Raw genomic sequence first — 18,088 nt, forward strand, 5'->3', positions numbered from 1 at the left:
TGCCTCCATGGTCGGGCGGGGCTGAGAGCGGAGGAAGGACCTCTCGATCCACGGCTCCGCGATCCACGGCCGGGCCCGGCTCAGACCATCGCCCCCACCACCGCGAGCAGCTCGAGCTTCTCGGCGCTCTCGCTGCCGGGCACCGCGGTGTAGACGAGGAGCCGGTGCGACTGCTCCGGATCGAGCAGCGTCTGGCACTCGAGCTCGAGCAGCCCGACGCTCGGGTGCAGGAACCGCTTCAGCGCCGGCGGCCGGAGCCCCGCCTCGTGCGCGGCCCACAGCGTGCGGAACTCCTCGCTCTCGGCCGACAGGAGGTCGACGAGCTCGGTCGCCCGCGAGCCCGGGCCGCGCAGCGTCGCGATCTCGCGCAGGCCCGCGACGAACACCCGCGAGAGCAGCGCGCGATCCTCCTCCGGGTACGCCTCCCTCCCCGCGGGATCGGCGAACCAGCGGTAGCCGAGGCTGCGCGACGGCCCGCGGCGGAGGGAGGCGTCTCCCAGCAGCGCCGCGCCGAGCGGACTCTGCCGCAGCGTCTCGCCGAGCTCGGTGATGATCTCGGCCGGAGTGTCGTGCAGGCGGTCGAGGATGCGCAGCAGCCCGGGCGCGATGTGGTCTCCGGCGGCGGATCCGCGCGTGGGCGGGGTGTGGCCGGCGAGCCGGAAGACGTGGTCGCGCTCGCCGAGCGAGAGGTGCAGGCCCTGCGCGATCGACGCGATCATCTGCTCGGACGGCTGCGGACCGGTGCCGCGCTCGAGGCGGGCGTAGTAGTCGGTCGACATGTGGCAGAGGGCGGCGGCCTCCTCGCGGCGGAGCCCCGCGGTGCGGCGGCGCGGGCCGCGGGTGAGGCCGACGTCCTCGGGCTGCAGCGCCTCGCGCCGGTGCCGGAGGAACGTGGCCAGGCCGTCGCGGTCGATCACGGTGGTGCCTCTCGTCGGGACTCCCGTTCTACAGGGGCGGCGCCGGCGGTGCCACGGCTCGCCGATCCACCCCTGCTGCCGCAGGCCCTGCAGCACGACGAGGGCGTCGTCTCAGGCGCGCTCCGGGTCGTTCCGAATGGTGAGGATCGAACGGAAGCAGGCCGCCCTCGAGTGGCCGTCAGGTGTGGTCTACTGATCTCGATTCGGGGGGATGAGCAATGGACAGCACTGCGGAACGGTCGGGATGGGCGCGCTTCTGGGACCACGGGCGATGGTGGAAGGCCCTGATCCTCGCGGTCGGCTATCTCGCGATCTACGAGCCGGCCTCTCTGCTGATGGCACCGTTCGTGCCGTTCATCGGAGGCGCGGACTCCGCGAGCTACGTCATCGTCCTCATCGCCGTCCCGGTCCTCATCGGCAGCCTCATCCTGGTCGGCTTCGGCGCGAGCGTCGGCTGGCTGCGGAGCACCTTCGAACGGCAGACCCCTCGCGGAGGCGGCTGGATGTGGATCGCGATCGCGGTCGTCCTGCTCTTCAATGTGATGCGCTTCGCGAGCATCGACTACTCCGCCGCCGGGTTCGACTGGGTGGCCGCCTGGCTGCTCGCCGGACTCGTCATCGGCTTCTCCGAAGAACTCCTCACTCGCGGATACGTCGTCCGGATCATGCGCTCGTCGGGTCGCTCCGAGATCGCCGTCGGGATGGTCTCCGCCGCCCTGTTCGCCCTGCTGCACGCGACCAACCTCTTCATCGGCCAGCCACTCCTGCCGACGCTGCTGCAGATCCTCTACACGTTCTTCTTCGGCTTCTGCATGTACCTCGCGATGCGCGTGACCCGCACGATCATCGCGCCGATCCTGCTGCACGCCAGCACCGACCCCAGCATCTTCATGCAGGGCACCTATCCCGCCGCCGGCCCCCTCTCCTCCTTCGCCCAGCTCGGCAACATCGTCGTGATCCTGGTCGGAGTCGTCCTCCTCGTCGTCTTCCTCATCACCGAACGCCGAGCCGGCCACCGCGCCGGCACGGCGCGGCACGAAGCCGCGCAGATCTCCTGACGTCATCCGCGTCGGGCGCGGATCGCCGTGGGGTCGTTCCTTCTTGCGGTCGGTCTCCTCTCCGGCGCGCGGAGGACGGTGGGGGACGGTGCGGCGGAGATCGAGCCGCACGCCGCTGATCCCGCGACGAGGAGCCCCACGGTGACGGCGGCGGCGACGCTCCGCTCGAGCGCCCTCACCGGGACCGGCCCGGCACGGGCGCCCAGGACGCGAGGATCACGCGCGTGGCGCCCGCGCTGCTCTGCGTCGGTCCGGTGATCGCCAGAGTGAGGCGCCGCCCCGAGATCGCGATGACCCCGGCTCCGCTGCAGTCGAGCGCGGTGCGGAGGTCGGCCGGCTCGTCGGGCGGCACCGGTCCGATCAGCACGTCCGCGCCCCATCGCTCGTCGTGCAGGATGTTGAGCACGGCGGTCGGCTCAGCGGTCGCGTCGACGGAGACGGCGGCGGCGCCGGAGAACCTGATCGCCTCGCCGGGCTCCACCTCGCGCCCTGCGCCGTCGACGGTCAGTCGGACGCCCACGGGGCCGACGACGGTCAGGAGCCGGTGCAGCCCGGGCAGGGGCGAGAACGGTGCCGCCTCGTGGATCGTCGCGACGCTGACGCGGAGACCGTCCTCCTCGAGTACCGGCCGGGTCCGGCCGAGCCCGTTCGCCCAGCGCTCGACGGGGAGCTCGTCGATCCGGACCGTCCGGACGGTCACCCGCGGTCGCCGATCAGGGCCGCGAGCTCCTCGAGTGCGGCGCCGGCGCGCTCGAGATCCGGGCGCAGATCGCGGTCGGAGTCGTCGACGGGCAGAGTGCCGACCACGGCCACCGCCAGGCCCAGGGCGCCGGTGTGCCCCGCGGTCCGCTCCCGCTGCCGCAGCGCGCGACCGGCGCCGAGCAGCTCGCTCGCGAGCAGCACGCGGTACGCCGGCAGCGCGCGCTCGAGCTGCGCGACCGCCTGCGATGCGAACGGAGCGTCGTCCTCGGTGCCGCGCGAGAGCGAGACCGTGCCGAGAGAGGCGGGCTGGGCGCTCGAGCGGATCTCGGCGATCGCGGAGGCCGCGACGTACTCGACCATCATGAGTCCGGACGATCCGGCCGGCCCCGTGGCGAGGAAGGGCCGGGCCCCGGTGTACTCGGGCTCGTTCAGCAGGCGGATCCTCGACAGTGTCGTCGCGGTCGTGCCCGCGAGCGCGAGGAGGGCCGACTCCGCCGCGAGGGCGAGAGCGGCCTGGAAGAAGCCGCCGTGGTGCACGACGGAGCCGGCGTGGAACAGCGGGTTCTCCTGTCCGGCGCGGACGAGACCGGACACCCGATCGGCGAGGGCGTCGCGCGCGGCGGCGAGCGCGCCCTGCGTGTGCGGGAACACCCGGAGCCCGTACGGATCCTGCACGCGAGCGCCGAGCAGCCCGGAGTCGGCGACGCCCGCGAGCAGCCCCCCGACCTCCTCCGCCACGGCCACGACGCCCGGAGCGGCGGCCGCCTCGGCCGCCCTGATCGAGAGGGCTCCGGGTTCGGCGCCGAGGGCGACCGCGCTGAGGGCGAAGACCACGCGCGCGGCACGGTCGAGCCGAGCGAGCTCGTCGACGGCGAGGCAGGCTCGGCCTATCGTCAGCGCATTGCTGCTGACGAAGGCCAGGGCGCTCCCGGCGCCCCACGGGGCCATCGGCGGCAGCGGCGAGGAGGTGGGGCGCTCGCCGAGCAGTGCGAGGGCCGCTCCCGCGAGCGCGGTCAGATCGCCGGTGCCGATCGAGCCGAGAGCTCGCACCTCGGGAAGCGCGTCGGCCTCGAGCATCCGGAGCAGCCCCGTCACGATCTCGGGCGCGATCCCGGAGCCGGGGAGGCAGAGCTGGTTCAGTCGGACCGCGAGCATGGCCCGCACCGCGCGGGCGGGCAGAGCGGGGCCGGCGTCGACGGCGTGGCTGCGGAGCAGGCGGAGGGCGTGGCCGCTGTCGCTGGAGACCGCTGTGGCGCGGTTCGCGCCGACTCCGGTCGAGCGCCCGTAGACGGGGGTGTGCTCGGCGACGCGGTCCGCAGCGCGCGCCGCGTCGGCGACGGCGTCGAGGGCGCCCGGTCCGAGCGCCGGGCGGTCGCGGCGGTCCGCGAGGGCGACGATGTCGCCGATTCCGGCCGTGCCGTCGAGTGCGATCACGTGTCCTCCTCCGTCGTGCGCTCATCCTGTCGCATCCCGCAGCGGCTTTCACCCAGTGGCAATGACGTTTTACTGAACGGAAACATGAGGCCGGTTCAGCGGAAACCTGCGCTCCCTACGGTGGGAACCACGACGCCGGTCGGTGGCCCCCCACCGCTCGACATCGATCGGCGTCACCCCCTGTGAGAAGGGGCCACGAGAAGGAGGCACCATGGCGGAGGAAGCAGGAACCCGCACCGTCGACAGGGCGCTCGCCCTGCTCGCGGTGATCTGCGACCGGGGGAGCGCGACGCTCGCCGAGAGCGCCCGAGCCACCGACCTCCCGGCCAGCACGGCCCTGCGGCTGCTCCGCACCCTCGAGGGCAGCGGATTCGTCCGGCGCGACGAGGACGGCACGTTCCGTCCGGGGAGCAGGCTCGTCCAGCTCGGCGCACAGGCCCTCAGCAGCGAGTCGCTGGTCACGCTCGCGCGGCCGGTGATGGAGGACCTCGTCGAGGAGACGGGCGAGTCGGTGTACCTGAGCATCGAGGGTCACCGGGAAACCGCCCTCTACATCAGCATCGTCGAGGGCACCCACTCGGTCCGTCACGCGAGCTGGGTCGGTCGGGCGATCCCGCTCGACGGCTCGGCCGCCGGAGCCGTGCTCCGGGGGGAGACCCCCGACCAGGGCTTCGTCGTCGTGCAGAGCGGCATCGAACCCGATGTCACCGCCATCGCCGCGCCGGTCCACGCCGGCGCCAGGATCATCGCCGCGATGAGCCTCGTCGTCCCGAGCTACCGCGAGCGCGCCGTCGACGAGATGCGCCACGGGATTGCGCTCGTCCGGGCCGCCCGACTCGTCTCCTCCGGCGTCGGCGGGGCCGGCTGACCCCGCCGCCCCACCCGACATCCCTCCTCACCCCACCCCGATCCCTCGGAGGCTCCCCATGCCCGTGACCACCGTCTCTCCCTTCACCCGCGCGGACGCCGATCATGATTGAGTTCGACGGCGTCTCGAAGGTCTTCCCCGATGGAACGGTCGCCGTCGACGACCTGACGCTCACGCTCCCGACCGGCCGCATCAGTGTCTTCGTCGGGCCGTCGGGATGCGGCAAGACGACGTCGCTCCGGATGATCAACCGGATGATCGAGGCCTCGAGCGGATCCATCAGGCTCGACGGCGAGGACGTCCGCTCGCGCGATGTCGCCGTGATGCGCCGGTCGATCGGATACGTGATCCAGCAGGCCGGCCTCTTCCCGCACCTGACGATCGCCGAGAACATCGTGACCGTCCCCCGGCTCATGGGCGTGGGCAGGCGCAAGGCCCTGGCCTCCGCCGGCGAGCTCATGGAGCGGGTCGGACTGCCCCTGTCACTGGCGAAGCGCTACCCGGTGCAGCTCTCGGGCGGGCAGCAGCAGCGAGTCGGAGTGGCCCGCGCGCTCGCGGCCGACCCGCCGGTGCTGCTGATGGACGAGCCGTTCAGCGCGGTGGACCCGGTGGTCCGCGCCGAGCTGCAGGACGAGTTCCTCCGCCTCCAGCGCGAGATCGGGAAGACCATCGTCCTGGTCACCCACGACATCGACGAGGCGATCAAGCTCGGAGACAACATCGCCATCTTCCAGACGGGCGGCCACCTCGAGCAGTTCGCGCCGCCGCAGGAGATCCTCGAGAACCCGGTCAACGAGTTCGTCGCCTCCTTCGCGGGCCGGGACCGCGGATTCCGCAGCCTCTCCTTCGAGTCGGCGGCCGCGCTGACCGTCGACACCGTCGCCTCGGCGTCGAGCGCCGACGCCCGCCTCGAGCTCGACGCGACCGGCCGTCCCCTCCGGTGGACGACACTCGAGCATCACGCCCTCCCGGTCGGGGCCACCTTCACCGAGAAGGACTCCCTCCGTGTCGTCACCGACGCCGTCATCAGCTCGCCGGTCGGCATCGCCGTCCGGGTCGACGCCGACGGCGCGGCCGACGGGATCGTCACGCACGAGAGCCTGTTCTCCCAGCTCACGGCGCGTCGCCTGGAGAGAGCCGCAGGAACGCCGTGATCGAGTACCTCTCCAACAGCGGCGCGACGGTCGTCGCCGCGCTCGTGCAGCACATCGTGCTCGCGATCGTGCCCCTCGTGATCGGCGTGGTCGTCTCGGTGCCCCTCGGCTACCTCGCCGTCCGGTACGGCTGGCTCTACCAACCCCTCACGGCGGTCACGGGAGTCGTCTACGCGATCCCCTCGCTCGCGCTCTTCGTCGTGCTGCCGGGCATCATCGGGACGCGGATCCTCGATCCGATGAACATCGTCGTCGCCCTGGCGATCTACACCGCGGCGCTGATGGTGCGGGTCGTCGCGGACGGACTCCGCTCGGTCGATCCCACTGTCCTCGAGGCCGCCTCAGCGATGGGGTTCCGCCGACTGCGGCGCCTCTTCGCGGTCGAGCTGCCGATGTCGCTCCCGGTGACGCTCCAGGGGCTGCGGGTGGCCACGGTCGCCAACATCAGCATCGTCAGCGTCGGTGCGCTGATCGGCGTCGGCGGGCTCGGCGCGCTCTTCACCCGGGGACTCCAGCTCAGCTACGTCGAGCCGATCATCGTGGGGATCGTCCTCTCGATCGCCCTCGCGGCGTTCTGCGACGGAGCCATCGTCCTCGCCCAGCGGGCGCTCACTCCGTGGAACCGTCTGGGGATGAGCACGCGATGAACCGCTCCGACATCCCCTGGCTCTTCGACCCCGCGAACTGGCAGATCGGCCCGAGCGGCGCCTTCCCCGCCCTGATCGCCGTGCACCTGGGCTACACCTTCTCGGCCGTGGCGATCGCGGCGCTCATCGCTCTGCCGGTGGGTCTCTGGATCGGGCACACCGGGCGGTTCTCGTTCATCGTCATCGCCATCGGCAACGCCGGGCGCTCCCTCCCGACGTTCGGGCTGATCAGCCTGCTCGTCGTCACCATCGGTCTCGGCATCACGCCGATGATGGTCGCCCTGGTCGTGCTGGCGATCCCGCCGATCCTGACGTCGACGTTCGCCGGACTCCGCGCCGTGAACCGCCACACGGTGGACGCGGCGCACGGCATGGGGATGCGCGACCTCCAGGTGCTGTGGCGTGTCGAGATCCCCAACTCCCTCCCGCTGATCTTCGCCGGGATCCGCTCGGCGACCCTCCAGGTGATCGCCACCGCCACCGTCGCCGCCTACGTGGGTCTCGGCGGTCTCGGGCAGCCGCTCATCACCGGCCTCAGCCTCAACCAGTACGACCGCGTCATCGCCGGCGGCGTGCTCGTCGCGCTGCTCGCGATCCTCATCGATCTCGCTCTCGCCGGCCTCGAACGTCTCGTCGTCTCTCCCGGAATCACGAACTCCCTCCTCCGCCCCACCCGACGCAGGACGCCCCGTGCTCCAGCCCGCGCCACCTCCTCCCCTCTCGGCCGCGATGCGATCGCCGCCGACCTCCCCGAAAGGCACCTGCCATGAACCGTCGTCACTCCGCAGTGCTCGGCCTCGCCGCCGTCGCCGCGCTCACCCTCTCCGCCTGCAGCAACGACCCGATGGCCGCCGGCGGCGGTGGATCCAGCGCCGAGGGCACCATCGCCGTCGGCTCCGCCGCGTTCCCCGAGAACGAGCTCCTCGCAGAGATGTACTCGCAGGCGCTCGAGGGGGCGGGACTCACCGTCACGCGCAACTTCAACATCGGAGCGCGCGACATCTACCTCGCGGCGATCCAGGACGGCTCGATCGACCTGCTCCCCGAGTACAACGGCGCCCTCTACTCCTCCCTCATCGAGGGCGGAGCGCCCGAGGGCGTCACCACCGCCGATGCCGTCAACGCCGAGCTGCAGAAGGTCCTCCCCGAGGGCCTCGAGACGCTGCCGATGTCGGAGGCGGAGGACAAGGACACCCTCGTCGTCACCCCCGAGACGGCGGAGAAGTACGGACTCACCTCGATCGCCGACCTCGAGCCGGTCGCGGGAGAGTTCGCGATCGGCTCCGGCGCCGGCTGGGACGAGACGTACGTGGGCCTCGTCGGCCTCAAGGACAAGTACAACCTCGACTTCAAGGAGTTCCGCGGCCTCGACACAGGAGGCCCCCTCACCCTCGCCGCGCTGCTCGACGGCACGATCCAGGTCGCCAACCTCTTCTCCACCGACGCGAACATCGAGCGGGAGGGCCTGGTGATCCTCGACGACCCCGAGCACCTCTTCCTCGCCGAGAACATCACGCCGCTGATCCGCTCCGAGAAGGCGACCGACGAGGCGAAGGAGGCGATCAACGCCGTCTCCGAGGCGCTCACCACCGAGAACCTCACCTCGGCTCTCTCGAAGGTGACGATCGACAAGCAGGAGACAGCGAGCGTCGCCGACGAGTTCCTCACCGAGCACGACATCGACCACTGATCCAGCTGTGACGACCGGGGACGCCGCTCAGGCGGCGTCCCCGGTCCGACCCCTCGAGGAGCTCTCCGCCATGAACGCACCCGCCTGCGGCGTCGACCTGATCACCTTCTACCACCCGTCCTTCTGGGGCGTCAGCACCTACGACGACATCATGGCGATCCGGCGCCGCGACCCTCTGATGATCTGGACGCGGATCCTCGACGCCCTGACCGACGCGGGCATCAGCTCGTTCGAGATGACGTTCCCGCCGGCCGACGCCGCCTCCGCCATCGAGGCTTACGGATCCGCTGCGGGCTTCCGCACCGAACTCGAGTCGCGCGGGCTCTCGCTGATCAGCAGCTATCACTCGGGCTCCGGGTGGCGTGCGGGATCGGATCTCGCCACCGAGGTCGATCGCGCCCAGGAGCTGGCTCAGTTCGTCGCCGACGTCGGCGGAGGGATGCTCGTCGCCGGCCTTCCGATGCGCACCAGCCGCGACAGCGTCCCGCCCCTCTTCGTCGACCTGGCCTTCGCCGACACCGTCGCCGCCTTCGCCCACGCCGTCGGTGACGCCACGCTGCGCGTCGGAGTGCGGACCGCACTGCACACCGAGGCGCACTCGACCTTCTGCACCCGGCGCGACATCGACCTGATCCTCACGGCGACCGACCCCGAGTACGTCTTCTTCTGCCCCGACACGGCGCACATCACGCTCGCCGGTGGCGACGCCGTCGAGGTGGTCCGGCGCCATGCCGACCGCGTGATCATCGCGCACTGGAAGGACGCGATCGGACGGATGCCAGAGGGCTTCCCGATCGACCACTCGACCATCCACGACCAGCACCAGGAGTACATGTGCGCTCTGGGCGCCGGGGTCGTCGACTGGCCCGCCTGGGCCCGTCTCTACGACACGACCGCGGGTGCGCACTGGCGCCTGCTCGAACTCGACGCCGTGCCGTCCCCCGTCGACGCGATGCGGGCCGCGAAGGCCTTCCTCGTCGACTCCGGACTCTGATCACGACCAGCGGACTTCTCCGAGAGGACCCCATGACCATCGCCTCCCCGTCACGTCCCAGCGACGCGGCACTCCCCGACTCCACGAGCACGCACGAAGGACCCACCATGCCCGGCCCCCGCCCCGTCCGCGCCGCGCGCGGCACCACCCTCACCGCCAAGAGCTGGCAGACCGAAGCCGTCCTCCGGATGCTGATGAACAACCTCGACCCCGAGGTCGCCGAGCGCCCCGACGATCTCGTCGTCTACGGCGGCACCGGCAAGGCGGCCCGCAGCTGGGAGGCGTACGACGCGATCGTCCGCACCCTCGAGGCGCTCGAGTCGGACGAGACGCTGCTCGTGCAGTCCGGCAAGCCGGTCGGCGTGTTCCGCACCCACGAGTGGGCCCCCCGCGTGCTGATCGCCAACTCCAACCTCGTCGGCGACTGGGCCACCTGGCCCGAGTTCCGCCGGCTCGAGGCGCTCGGCCTCACGATGTACGGCCAGATGACCGCCGGCTCCTGGATCTACATCGGCACCCAGGGGATCCTGCAGGGCACGTACGAGACCTTCGCGGCCATCGCCGACAAGCGCTTCGGCGGCACGCTCGCCGGCACCCTGACCCTCACGGGCGGCGCGGGCGGCATGGGCGGGGCCCAGCCGCTCGCGGTGACCCTCAACGAGGGAGTCGTGCTGATCGTCGACGTCGACCCCGCCCGCCTCCAGCGCCGGGTCGACCACGGCTACCTCGACGAGATGACGCCCGATCTCGACGACGCCCTCGAGCGCGTGCTGCGGGCGAAGGCCGAGCGGCGAGCGCTCTCGGTCGGCGTCGTCGGCAATGCCGCGACCGTCTTCACCGAGATCCTCGAACGAGGCACGGCCGTCGACATCGTGACCGATCAGACCTCCGCGCACGACCCGCTGTCCTACCTCCCCGAGGGCACCGGAGTCGCCGACTGGGCCGAGAGCGCCGAGACGGACCCCGAGGACTTCACCGTCCGCTCCCGCGCCGCGATGGCCAAGCAGGTGGAGGCGATGGTCGGCTTCCTCGACGCGGGTGCCGAGGTCTTCGACTACGGCAACTCGATCCGAGCCGAAGCGCAGCTCGGCGGCTACGAGCGTGCGTTCGACTTCCCCGGCTTCGTGCCCGCCTACATCCGCCCGCTCTTCGCCGAGGGCAAGGGGCCGTTCCGCTGGGCGGCGCTCTCGGGCGACCCCGCCGACATCGCGGCGACCGATCGCGCGATCCTCGAGCTGTTCCCCGACGACGAGAAGCTGCGCCGCTGGATCACCTCGGCCGGCGAGAAGATCGCGTTCGAGGGCCTGCCCGCGCGCATCTGCTGGCTGGGCTACAAGGAGCGCCACCTCGCAGGGCTCCGCTTCAACGAGATGGTCGCCAGCGGCGAGCTCTCGGCCCCGGTCGTGATCGGCCGCGACCACCTCGACTCCGGATCGGTCGCCTCGCCCTACCGCGAGACGGAGGCGATGGCCGACGGATCGGACGCGATCGCCGACTGGCCGCTCCTCAACGCTCTGCTGAACACCGCCTCCGGTGCCACCTGGGTCTCGCTGCACCACGGCGGAGGCGTCGGCATCGGCCGCTCGCTGCACGCCGGCCAGGTCATCGTCGCCGACGGCACCGACCTCGCCGCGCAGAAGATCGAGCGCGTGCTCACCAACGACCCCGGCACCGGAGTGATGCGGCACGTCGATGCGGGCTACGAGCGGGCCGCCGAGGTCGCCCGCGAGCGCGGCCTGCGCGTGCCGATGTGGGAAGGGACCTCGGGGGCGTGAGCGCGACCGGAGGCGTGCCGGCGCTGCTCGCCGAGATCGACGGCGTCGGGCGGGACCGAGTCCGCGGCGGGTACTCCCGCCACGTGTTCGACCGGGCCGAGCGCGAGCTGCGCGAGTGGTTCGTCGAGCGCGCGGAGGGCCTCGGCCTCGGCGTCGAGACCGATCGCAACGGCAACCTCTGGGCGTGGTGGGGCGAGCCCGGCGACGACGCCGTCGTGACCGGCAGCCACCTCGACTCCGTTCCGGGCGGCGGCGCGTTCGACGGCCCGCTGGGCGTCGCCTCCGCCCTGGTCGCGGTCGAGGAGCTGCGTGCGAGCGGGTTCGTCCCGTCACGGCCGTTCGCCGTGGTGGTGTTCGCCGAGGAGGAGGGATCGCGGTTCGGGATCGCCTGCCTCGGCAGCCGCCTCCTCTCGGGCGCCGTCACCGCCGAGCGGGCCGGCGCGCTCCGCGACGCCGACGGCGTGACCTTCGGCGAGGCGGCGACCGCCGCCGGACTACCGGACTTCGGGGTCGACCGCCGGGCGCTCGCCCGGCTCGGCCTCTTCGTCGAGCTGCACGTCGAGCAGGGCCGCGGGCTGATCGACCTCGATGCGCCCGTCGCCGTCGCCTCGAGCATCCTCGCGCACGGCCGCTGGCGCCTCTCGTTCTCGGGCGAGGGCAACCACGCCGGGACGACCGCGATCGAGGACCGGCGCGACCCGATGGTCGCCGCGGCGCGCTCGGTGCTCGCCTCCCGCGAGGTGGCTGCCGCCCGCGTGCCCACCCGGGCGACGGTGGGACGCCTCGTCCCGGTTCCCGGCGGGACGAACGTGATCGCCTCGAGAGTCGACGCCTGGCTCGACGTGCGATCGGGGGTCGACGCGGAGGCTCGCGCGGCGGTCGAGGACATCGTCGCGCGGGCGCACCTCGCCGCCGAGCTCGAGGGCTGCACCCTGGAGGTGGTCGAGGAGTCGTACGGAGCAGAGGTCGCCTTCGATCCGGCCCTGCGCGACCGCGTCGTCGGCGCGCTCGGCGGCGGAGTACCGGTGCTGGCCAGCGGAGCCGGTCACGACGCCGGGATCCTGGCATCCGCGGTGCCGACGGCCATGCTGTTCGTGCGCAACCCCACCGGCGTCTCGCACTCGCCCGAGGAGCACGCCGAGGACGACGACTGCCGCCGGGGCGCCGACGCTCTCGTGACGGTGCTGCGGGAGCTGCTGTGACGGCGTTCTGGTGCGAACGGGCGGTCGTCGACGGGGTGCCCCGCGGGGGAGTCCGCATCGTGTCCGAGTCCGGGGTCGTCGCCGCGGTGGAGCCGGGGGCCGATCCGAGGCCGGGCGACCACCTGCTCGGCACCGTGGCGCCCGGCTTCGCGAACGCCCACTCGCACCTGTTCCACCGCGCCCTCCGCGGCCGCACCCACGGCGACGGCGGCGACTTCTGGCGCTGGCGCGACGAGATGTACGCGGTCGCCGGCGTGCTCGATCCGAGCCTCTACCGCTCGCTGGCCCGTGCCGTCTTCAGTGAGATGGTCGCGGCGGGCTACACGGCGGTCGGCGAGTTCCACTACGTGCACCACCGGCCGGGCGGCGAGCCCTACGGCGTCGATCCTCACGACGGCGCTCACGACCGTGAGCCTGAGCACGCGATGGAGCGCGCGGTGGCCGACGCCGCCGCCGACGCCGGGATCCGGCTCACCCTTCTCGACACCCTCTATCTCGGGGCGGGGATCGGCCGCGGGCTCGACCCCGATCAGCGGCGCTTCGGCGATCGCGGCGCGGCGGGCTGGCTGGAGCGCTGGCACCGCCTCCGCACGACGCTCGCCGACAGACCCGGGCTGCTGCTCGGAGCCGCGATCCACTCGGTGCGCGCGGTCCCCGAACGCGAGATCGCGGCACTGGTCGCGGGGCTGCCGGCCGAGGTCCCGCTGCACATCCACCTCTCCGAGCAGCCCCGCGAGAACGAGGAGTGCCTGGCCGCGACGGGCCTCACTCCGACCGGGCTGCTCGCGCGGGCCGGCGCCCTCTCGGACCGCCTCTCCGTCGTGCACGCGACGCATCTCACCGAGGGCGACCACGAACTGCTCGGCGCGGCGGGCGTCGCCGTCGTGATGTGCCCGAGCACCGAGGCCGACCTCGGTGACGGCATCGGGCCGGCGCGCGCCCTCGCCGATCGCGGCGCCTCCCTCGCCGTCGGCTCGGACCAGAACGCCGTCGTCGATCCGATGCTCGAGCTGCGCGGGCTCGAGGCGGGCGAGCGCCTGAACCGCGGACGGCGCGGAGTGCTCTCACCCGCCGAGCTGTGGCGGGCGGGCACCGTCGACGGCTACGCCTCGCTCGGTTGGCACGGCGGGATCCGTGTCGGAGCGGTCTGCGATCTCGTCGAGATCGAGGCGGCGTCGATGCGCACCCTCGGCGCGCCGCTCGAGGCGCTCCCGCTGGTGGCGACGGCGGCCGACGTGCTGCGGACCGTCGTGGGCGGGCGCGTCATCGACACCGGCATTACCGAGGCGCTCCTCGCCCAGGCGCTCGGCGCTCTCGACGCGGCTCGGAGCGCGGCGACTCCCTCCTCCTCCGATCTCCCGACCCGCGGAAGGCGCGACGCATGACCTCCCTCCTCCTGACCGACATCGGCCGGCTCGTCACGAACGTGCCGCGCGACGGCTCCGAGCCGGTCATCCGCGACCTCGGCGCCCTGACCGACGCGGCCGTCGTCGTCGAGGACGGCCTCGTCGCCTGGGTCGGTGCCGCCGCCGACGCGCCCGCGACCGACGACGTCACCCGGCTCGGCGGGCGCGCGGTCGTCCCCGGGTTCGTCGACGCGCACAGCCACCTCCTCTTCGCGGGCGACCGCGCGGGCGAGTTCGAGGCGCGGATGGCGGGTCTGCGCTACTCCGCCGGCGGGATCCGCTCGACGGTCGCCGCGACCCGCGCCGCCGACGACGAGACACTGCTCGCGAACGCCCGGCACCTGCTCGGGCAGGCGCACGCGCACGGCACGACCACGCTCGAGATCAAGAGCGGCTACGGCCTCGACGTCGCCACGGAGGAGCGGCTCGTCCGCCTGGCCGCCCAGCTGACCGACGAGGTGACCTACCTGGGCGCCCACGTCGTCCCGGCCGAGTACGCCGATCGACGCGGCGACTACGTCGACCTGGTCGTGGGCGGGATGCTCGACGCCTGTGCTCCGCACGCGCGCTGGATCGACGTGTTCTGCGAGACCGGAGCGTTCACCCCGGAGGAGTCGCGGCGCGTCCTCGTCGCCGGACGCGCTCGCGGGCTCGGGATCCGCGTGCACGCGAGTCAGCTCGGACCGGGCGACGGGGTGCGGCTCGCGGTCGACCTGGACGCCGCCAGCGTCGACCACTGCACGTACCTCACCGACCTCGACGTCACCGCCCTCGCCGGCTCGCGCACCGTCGCCACCCTGCTGCCCGGTGTCGAGTTCTCGACCCGGCAGCCGTACCCCGATGCGCGGCGACTGATCGACGCGGGGGTGCGCGTCGCGATCGCCAGCGACTGCAATCCCGGTTCGTCGTTCACCTCCTCGCTGCCCTTCTGCATCGCTCTCGCGGTGCGCGAGATGGGGATGACGGCCGGGGAGGCGCTGTGGGCGGCGACGGCCGGTGGCGCGGCGGCCCTCCGCCGCGACGACGTGGGCGTCGTCCGGGTGGGCGCGAGGGCCGACCTGGTCGAGCTGGACGCGCCCGACCCCGCGCACCTCGCCTACCGTCCCGGCGTGCAGCTGGTGCGCCGGGTGTGGCGCGGGGGCGTGCTGGCAGCGGGCGGCGACTCCGTCGGCTGAACGCACGGAGCGTGCGCCGAGGAGTGGAGATGCGCAGATGAGATGCGCGCCGCTGCGAAAATCGCAGGATCGCTGCGTGCCAGACTAGCTGCGAGCGTGCTCCACCCCGTGATGATCCTCCGCGGGGTCCGGAGCCACTGGACCCGGTCCGCTCATCCGCAGCCTTTCGCAGGAGGACTCGAATGACCGACACCGCCGCACTCGCCACCGCCCCCGCCCGCACCCCCGTCGCCAAGTCGATCCTGATGTGCCGCCCCGAGCACTTCACCGTCGTCTACCGGATCAACCCCTGGATGGACCCGGCCGTCCCCACCGACACCGCCCTGGCGCTCCGCCAGTGGCAGTCCCTCTACGACACCTACGTCGGCCTCGGCTTCGACGTGCAGCTGATCGAGCCGGAGGCCGGTCTGCCCGACATGGTCTACGCCGCGAACGGCGGCTTCGTGATCGACGGCATCGCCTACGGCGCCTCGTTCACCTACCCCGAGCGCCAGCCCGAGGGCCCCGCCTACATGGAGTGGTTCCGCGGAGCCGGCTTCGACGTGCGGGTCCCCGACGAGATCAACGAGGGCGAGGGCGACTTCCTCCTCGTCGGCGAGCGCATCCTCGCGGGCACCGGCTTCCGCTCCGCCTCGGACTCGCACGCCGAGGTCGCCCGCGTCTTCGGCCGCGAGGTGGTGACCCTCGAGCTCGTGAATCCGTCGTTCTACCACCTCGACACGGCGATCGCCGTGCTCGACGACACGAACATCGCCTACCTCCCCAGCGCGTTCAGCGACGAGGGCAACCGCGTGCTGCGCGAGCTGTACCCCGACGCGATCCTCGTCTCGGAGGAGGACGCCTCCGTCCTCGGCCTCAACTCGTTCTCGGACGGCCTCAACGTCGTCATCGCCTCGCGCGCGGTCGGCTTCGAGCGCCAGCTCCGCGAGCGCGGCTACCACCCGATCGGCGTCGACCTCTCCGAGCTGCTGCTCGGCGGCGGCGGCGTGAAGTGCTGCACGCTCGAGCTGCGGCGCTGACCCTCGACCCACCACTCCTCGGAAGTCGTCGTACGCGAGCACCGAGTACGACGACTCCTGAGGAGTCGACCGCCTCCAGGAGGTACGACATGAGCATCACCGACACCCACCGGTCCGCCGAGCTGATCGCCGCCGAGGAGGCGCACGCCGCGCACAACTACCACCCGCTGCCGGTCGTCGCCGCGACGGGCGAGGGCGCGTGGATCACCGACGTCGAGGGGCGCCGCTACCTCGACTGCCTGGCCGCCTACTCCGCCGTCAACTTCGGGCACTCGCACCCGGTGCTCCTCGAGGCGGCGCGCGCGCAGCTCTCGCGGGTCACGCTCACCAGCCGCGCGTTCCACAACGACCGGCTCGGCCCGTTCGTCACGGCGCTCGCCGCGCTGGCGGGCAAGGACATGGTCCTGCCGATGAACACCGGAGCCGAGGCGGTCGAGTCGGGCATCAAGGTCGCCCGCGCCTGGGGCTACCGCGTGAAGGGCGTGACCCCCGGTCGCGCGAACATCATCGTCGCGGCGGGCAACTTCCACGGCCGCACGACCACGATCATCTCGTTCAGCGACGACGCGGAGGCGCGCGACGGCTTCGAGCCGTTCACGCCCGGCTTCCGCACCGTGCCGTTCGGCGACGCGGCGGCCCTCGAGGCCGCCATCGACGACGACACCGTCGCCGTGCTGATCGAGCCGATCCAGGGCGAGGCGGGCATCGTCGTGCCGCCGGCCGACTACCTGCCCGCGGTGCGCGAGATCACCTCCCGCCGCAACGTGCTCTTCATCGCCGACGAGATCCAGTCGGGCCTCGGCCGCACCGGCGCGACCTTCGCCTGCGACCTCGTCGGCGTCGTCCCCGACGTCTACCTGCTCGGCAAAGCGCTCGGCGGCGGCATCGTGCCCGTCTCGGCCGTCGTCGCGAACGCCGACGTGCTCGGCGTGCTGCAGCCGGGGCAGCACGGCTCGACCTTCGGAGGCAACCCGCTCGCCGCCGCCGTCGGCCTCGCGGTCGTCGAGCTGCTCGCCACGGGCGAGTACCAGGCGATGGCCCGGGCGCGCGGCGAGCAGCTGCACGCGCGACTGACGTCGCTCCTCGGCCACGGAGTCGTCGCCGTCCGCGGCGCGGGACTCTGGGCCGGCATCGACATCGACCCGGCGCTCGCCTCGGGCCGCGCGGTCTGCGAGGCGCTGATGGCGCGCGGCGTGCTGGCCAAGGACACCCACGGCTCGACGATCCGCCTGGCACCGCCGATCGTGGTCACCGCCGACGAGATCGACTTCGCCGTCGACGAGCTCGAGGCGGTCCTGGCCTCGCTGCGCTGAGCCGCGGCGCCGCTTCACGTCAGGCGGCGATGTCGTGCGTGTCCTTGACGGACTCGATCAGCAGGCGCTCGGAGTCGGTCAGGCCAGAGTCGCGAGGACGGTCGGGGCGGAGCCGGACCAGCTGCCGACGAGGGTCTCGCCCTCGGCCGGTGCGTCGTCGAGCACCCGGCGCAGCGTCAGCACGAACTCGTCGGCCTCGACGACCGTCGAGTGCTCGTCGCTTCGGGTGCTGACCGTCGAGGGCACGGCGACCGCCTCCGAGGCGGAGCCGCTGCCGCGGACCGTCGTGGTCGGATCGACCCGCTCCCTCACTCCGTCGGTCTCGAACTCGATGTCGGCCTGCACCCCGCCCGTGCGGATCGCGGTGGCGAAGGCGGCGACCGCGACCGGGTCGCCCGCCGCGTCGTACACCCAGCGGTCGCCGAGCACCGAGTGGATCGTCGTGCCGATCAGCCACGGCTCGCCGCCCTCGAGCGGTGCGCCCCGGTAGGTCACCGGCACCTGCAGAACGGGCCCGCCGGGAGCCTGCACGATGAGCGCCTCGATGCCCACCTCGCCCGCGGGGTCGTCGAACCGGTACGCGCCGAGCTGCGCGAAGCCTCCGGCCGGGCTCCACGGCTGAGCCGGGGCCCACGCCTCGACGAGCTCGAGCTTGGTCGGCGTGATCGTCGCGTGATGCAGGAGGGCCATGCCCCGATGCTAGGCGCCGTCCGACCTGCGTCACGCCTGCTCCG

General features: G+C 72.6%; 17 protein-coding genes. 13 read left to right on the forward strand and 4 right to left on the reverse strand.

The window, feature by feature from the left end:
- Positions 1–80: 80 nt before the first annotated feature.
- On the reverse strand, positions 81–917 hold the full coding sequence (locus GRS96_RS04625) for a helix-turn-helix transcriptional regulator (protein ID WP_159987847.1): 837 nt from the start codon (positions 915–917) through the stop codon (positions 81–83).
- A 218-nt stretch (positions 918–1,135) separates the two neighbouring features.
- On the opposite strand from GRS96_RS04625, the gene GRS96_RS04630 reads away from it, so the two are divergent.
- The gene (locus tag GRS96_RS04630; RefSeq protein WP_159857764.1) at positions 1,136–1,975 is read left to right on the forward strand and encodes a CPBP family intramembrane glutamic endopeptidase; all 840 of its coding nucleotides are present in this window, start codon (positions 1,136–1,138) and stop codon (positions 1,973–1,975) included.
- Between the two features lie 175 nt (positions 1,976–2,150).
- Here the strand turns inward: GRS96_RS04630 and GRS96_RS04635 are convergent, their stop codons facing one another.
- Both GRS96_RS04635 and GRS96_RS04640 read right to left on the reverse strand, forming a co-directional pair.
- Positions 2,151–2,675 (reverse strand): HutD family protein, encoded by a 525-nt coding sequence (locus GRS96_RS04635; RefSeq protein WP_159857762.1) that lies wholly within the window; start codon positions 2,673–2,675, stop codon positions 2,151–2,153.
- Positions 2,672–4,111 (reverse strand): aromatic amino acid lyase, encoded by a 1,440-nt coding sequence (locus GRS96_RS04640; RefSeq protein ID WP_159857760.1) that lies wholly within the window; start codon positions 4,109–4,111, stop codon positions 2,672–2,674. Before GRS96_RS04640 ends, GRS96_RS04635 begins: the two co-directional genes overlap by 4 nt.
- A 211-nt stretch (positions 4,112–4,322) precedes the next feature.
- On the opposite strand from GRS96_RS04640, the gene GRS96_RS04645 reads away from it, so the two are divergent.
- The 12 genes from GRS96_RS04645 to rocD all read left to right on the forward strand — a co-directional run bounded on the left by GRS96_RS04645 (position 4,323) and on the right by rocD (position 17,354).
- Positions 4,323–4,979, forward strand: coding sequence for an IclR family transcriptional regulator (locus tag GRS96_RS04645; protein WP_159857758.1), 657 nt, complete (start codon positions 4,323–4,325; stop codon positions 4,977–4,979).
- A gap of 104 nt (positions 4,980–5,083) precedes the next feature.
- Positions 5,084–6,133, forward strand: a complete 1,050-nt coding sequence (locus tag GRS96_RS04650; RefSeq protein ID WP_159857756.1) for an ABC transporter ATP-binding protein — start codon at positions 5,084–5,086, stop codon at positions 6,131–6,133.
- Positions 6,130–6,780: an ABC transporter permease gene (locus GRS96_RS04655; protein ID WP_159857754.1), complete on the forward strand. Its 651-nt coding sequence runs from the start codon at positions 6,130–6,132 to the stop codon at positions 6,778–6,780. Before GRS96_RS04650 ends, GRS96_RS04655 begins: the two co-directional genes overlap by 4 nt.
- Positions 6,777–7,550, forward strand: a complete 774-nt coding sequence (locus tag GRS96_RS04660) for an ABC transporter permease (RefSeq protein ID WP_159987848.1) — start codon at positions 6,777–6,779, stop codon at positions 7,548–7,550. Before GRS96_RS04655 ends, GRS96_RS04660 begins: the two co-directional genes overlap by 4 nt.
- Positions 7,547–8,470: an ABC transporter substrate-binding protein gene (locus GRS96_RS04665; RefSeq protein ID WP_159857750.1), complete on the forward strand. Its 924-nt coding sequence runs from the start codon at positions 7,547–7,549 to the stop codon at positions 8,468–8,470. The genes GRS96_RS04660 and GRS96_RS04665 overlap by 4 nt, the downstream gene beginning before the upstream one ends.
- A gap of 70 nt (positions 8,471–8,540) precedes the next feature.
- Positions 8,541–9,464, forward strand: a complete 924-nt coding sequence (locus tag GRS96_RS04670) for a sugar phosphate isomerase/epimerase family protein (RefSeq protein ID WP_159987849.1) — start codon at positions 8,541–8,543, stop codon at positions 9,462–9,464.
- 107 nt (positions 9,465–9,571) lie between these two features.
- On the forward strand, positions 9,572–11,239 hold the full coding sequence (gene hutU, locus GRS96_RS04675; protein WP_159857746.1) for a urocanate hydratase: 1,668 nt from the start codon (positions 9,572–9,574) through the stop codon (positions 11,237–11,239).
- Positions 11,236–12,441 (forward strand): allantoate amidohydrolase, encoded by a 1,206-nt coding sequence (locus GRS96_RS04680; RefSeq protein ID WP_204162032.1) that lies wholly within the window; start codon positions 11,236–11,238, stop codon positions 12,439–12,441. The genes hutU and GRS96_RS04680 overlap by 4 nt, the downstream gene beginning before the upstream one ends.
- Positions 12,438–13,826: a formimidoylglutamate deiminase gene (locus tag GRS96_RS04685; RefSeq protein WP_159857744.1), complete on the forward strand. Its 1,389-nt coding sequence runs from the start codon at positions 12,438–12,440 to the stop codon at positions 13,824–13,826. The genes GRS96_RS04680 and GRS96_RS04685 overlap by 4 nt, the downstream gene beginning before the upstream one ends.
- Positions 13,823–15,022: an imidazolonepropionase gene (gene hutI, locus GRS96_RS04690; protein WP_159857742.1), complete on the forward strand. Its 1,200-nt coding sequence runs from the start codon at positions 13,823–13,825 to the stop codon at positions 15,020–15,022. The genes GRS96_RS04685 and hutI overlap by 4 nt, the downstream gene beginning before the upstream one ends.
- Positions 15,023–15,204: 182 nt before the next feature.
- A complete protein-coding gene (ddaH, locus tag GRS96_RS04695) occupies positions 15,205–16,041 on the forward strand; it encodes a dimethylargininase (protein ID WP_159987850.1) in 837 nt (278 codons plus the stop codon).
- 89 nt (positions 16,042–16,130) lie between these two features.
- Positions 16,131–17,354 carry an ornithine--oxo-acid transaminase gene (gene rocD / locus GRS96_RS04700; protein WP_159857738.1) on the forward strand — a complete coding sequence of 408 codons (1,224 nt, stop codon included), beginning with the start codon at positions 16,131–16,133 and terminating at the stop codon, positions 17,352–17,354.
- Positions 17,355–17,432: 78 nt separating this feature from the next.
- On the opposite strand, the gene GRS96_RS04705 is transcribed toward rocD, so the two are convergent.
- Entirely contained in the window at positions 17,433–18,044 is a 612-nt protein-coding gene (locus GRS96_RS04705; protein WP_159987851.1) for a CG0192-related protein, read from the reverse strand.
- Between the last annotated feature and the right edge of the window lie 44 nt (positions 18,045–18,088).

It is taken from the genome of Rathayibacter sp. VKM Ac-2803, from assembly GCF_009807175.1.
GTDB lineage: Bacteria > Actinomycetota > Actinomycetes > Actinomycetales > Microbacteriaceae > Rathayibacter.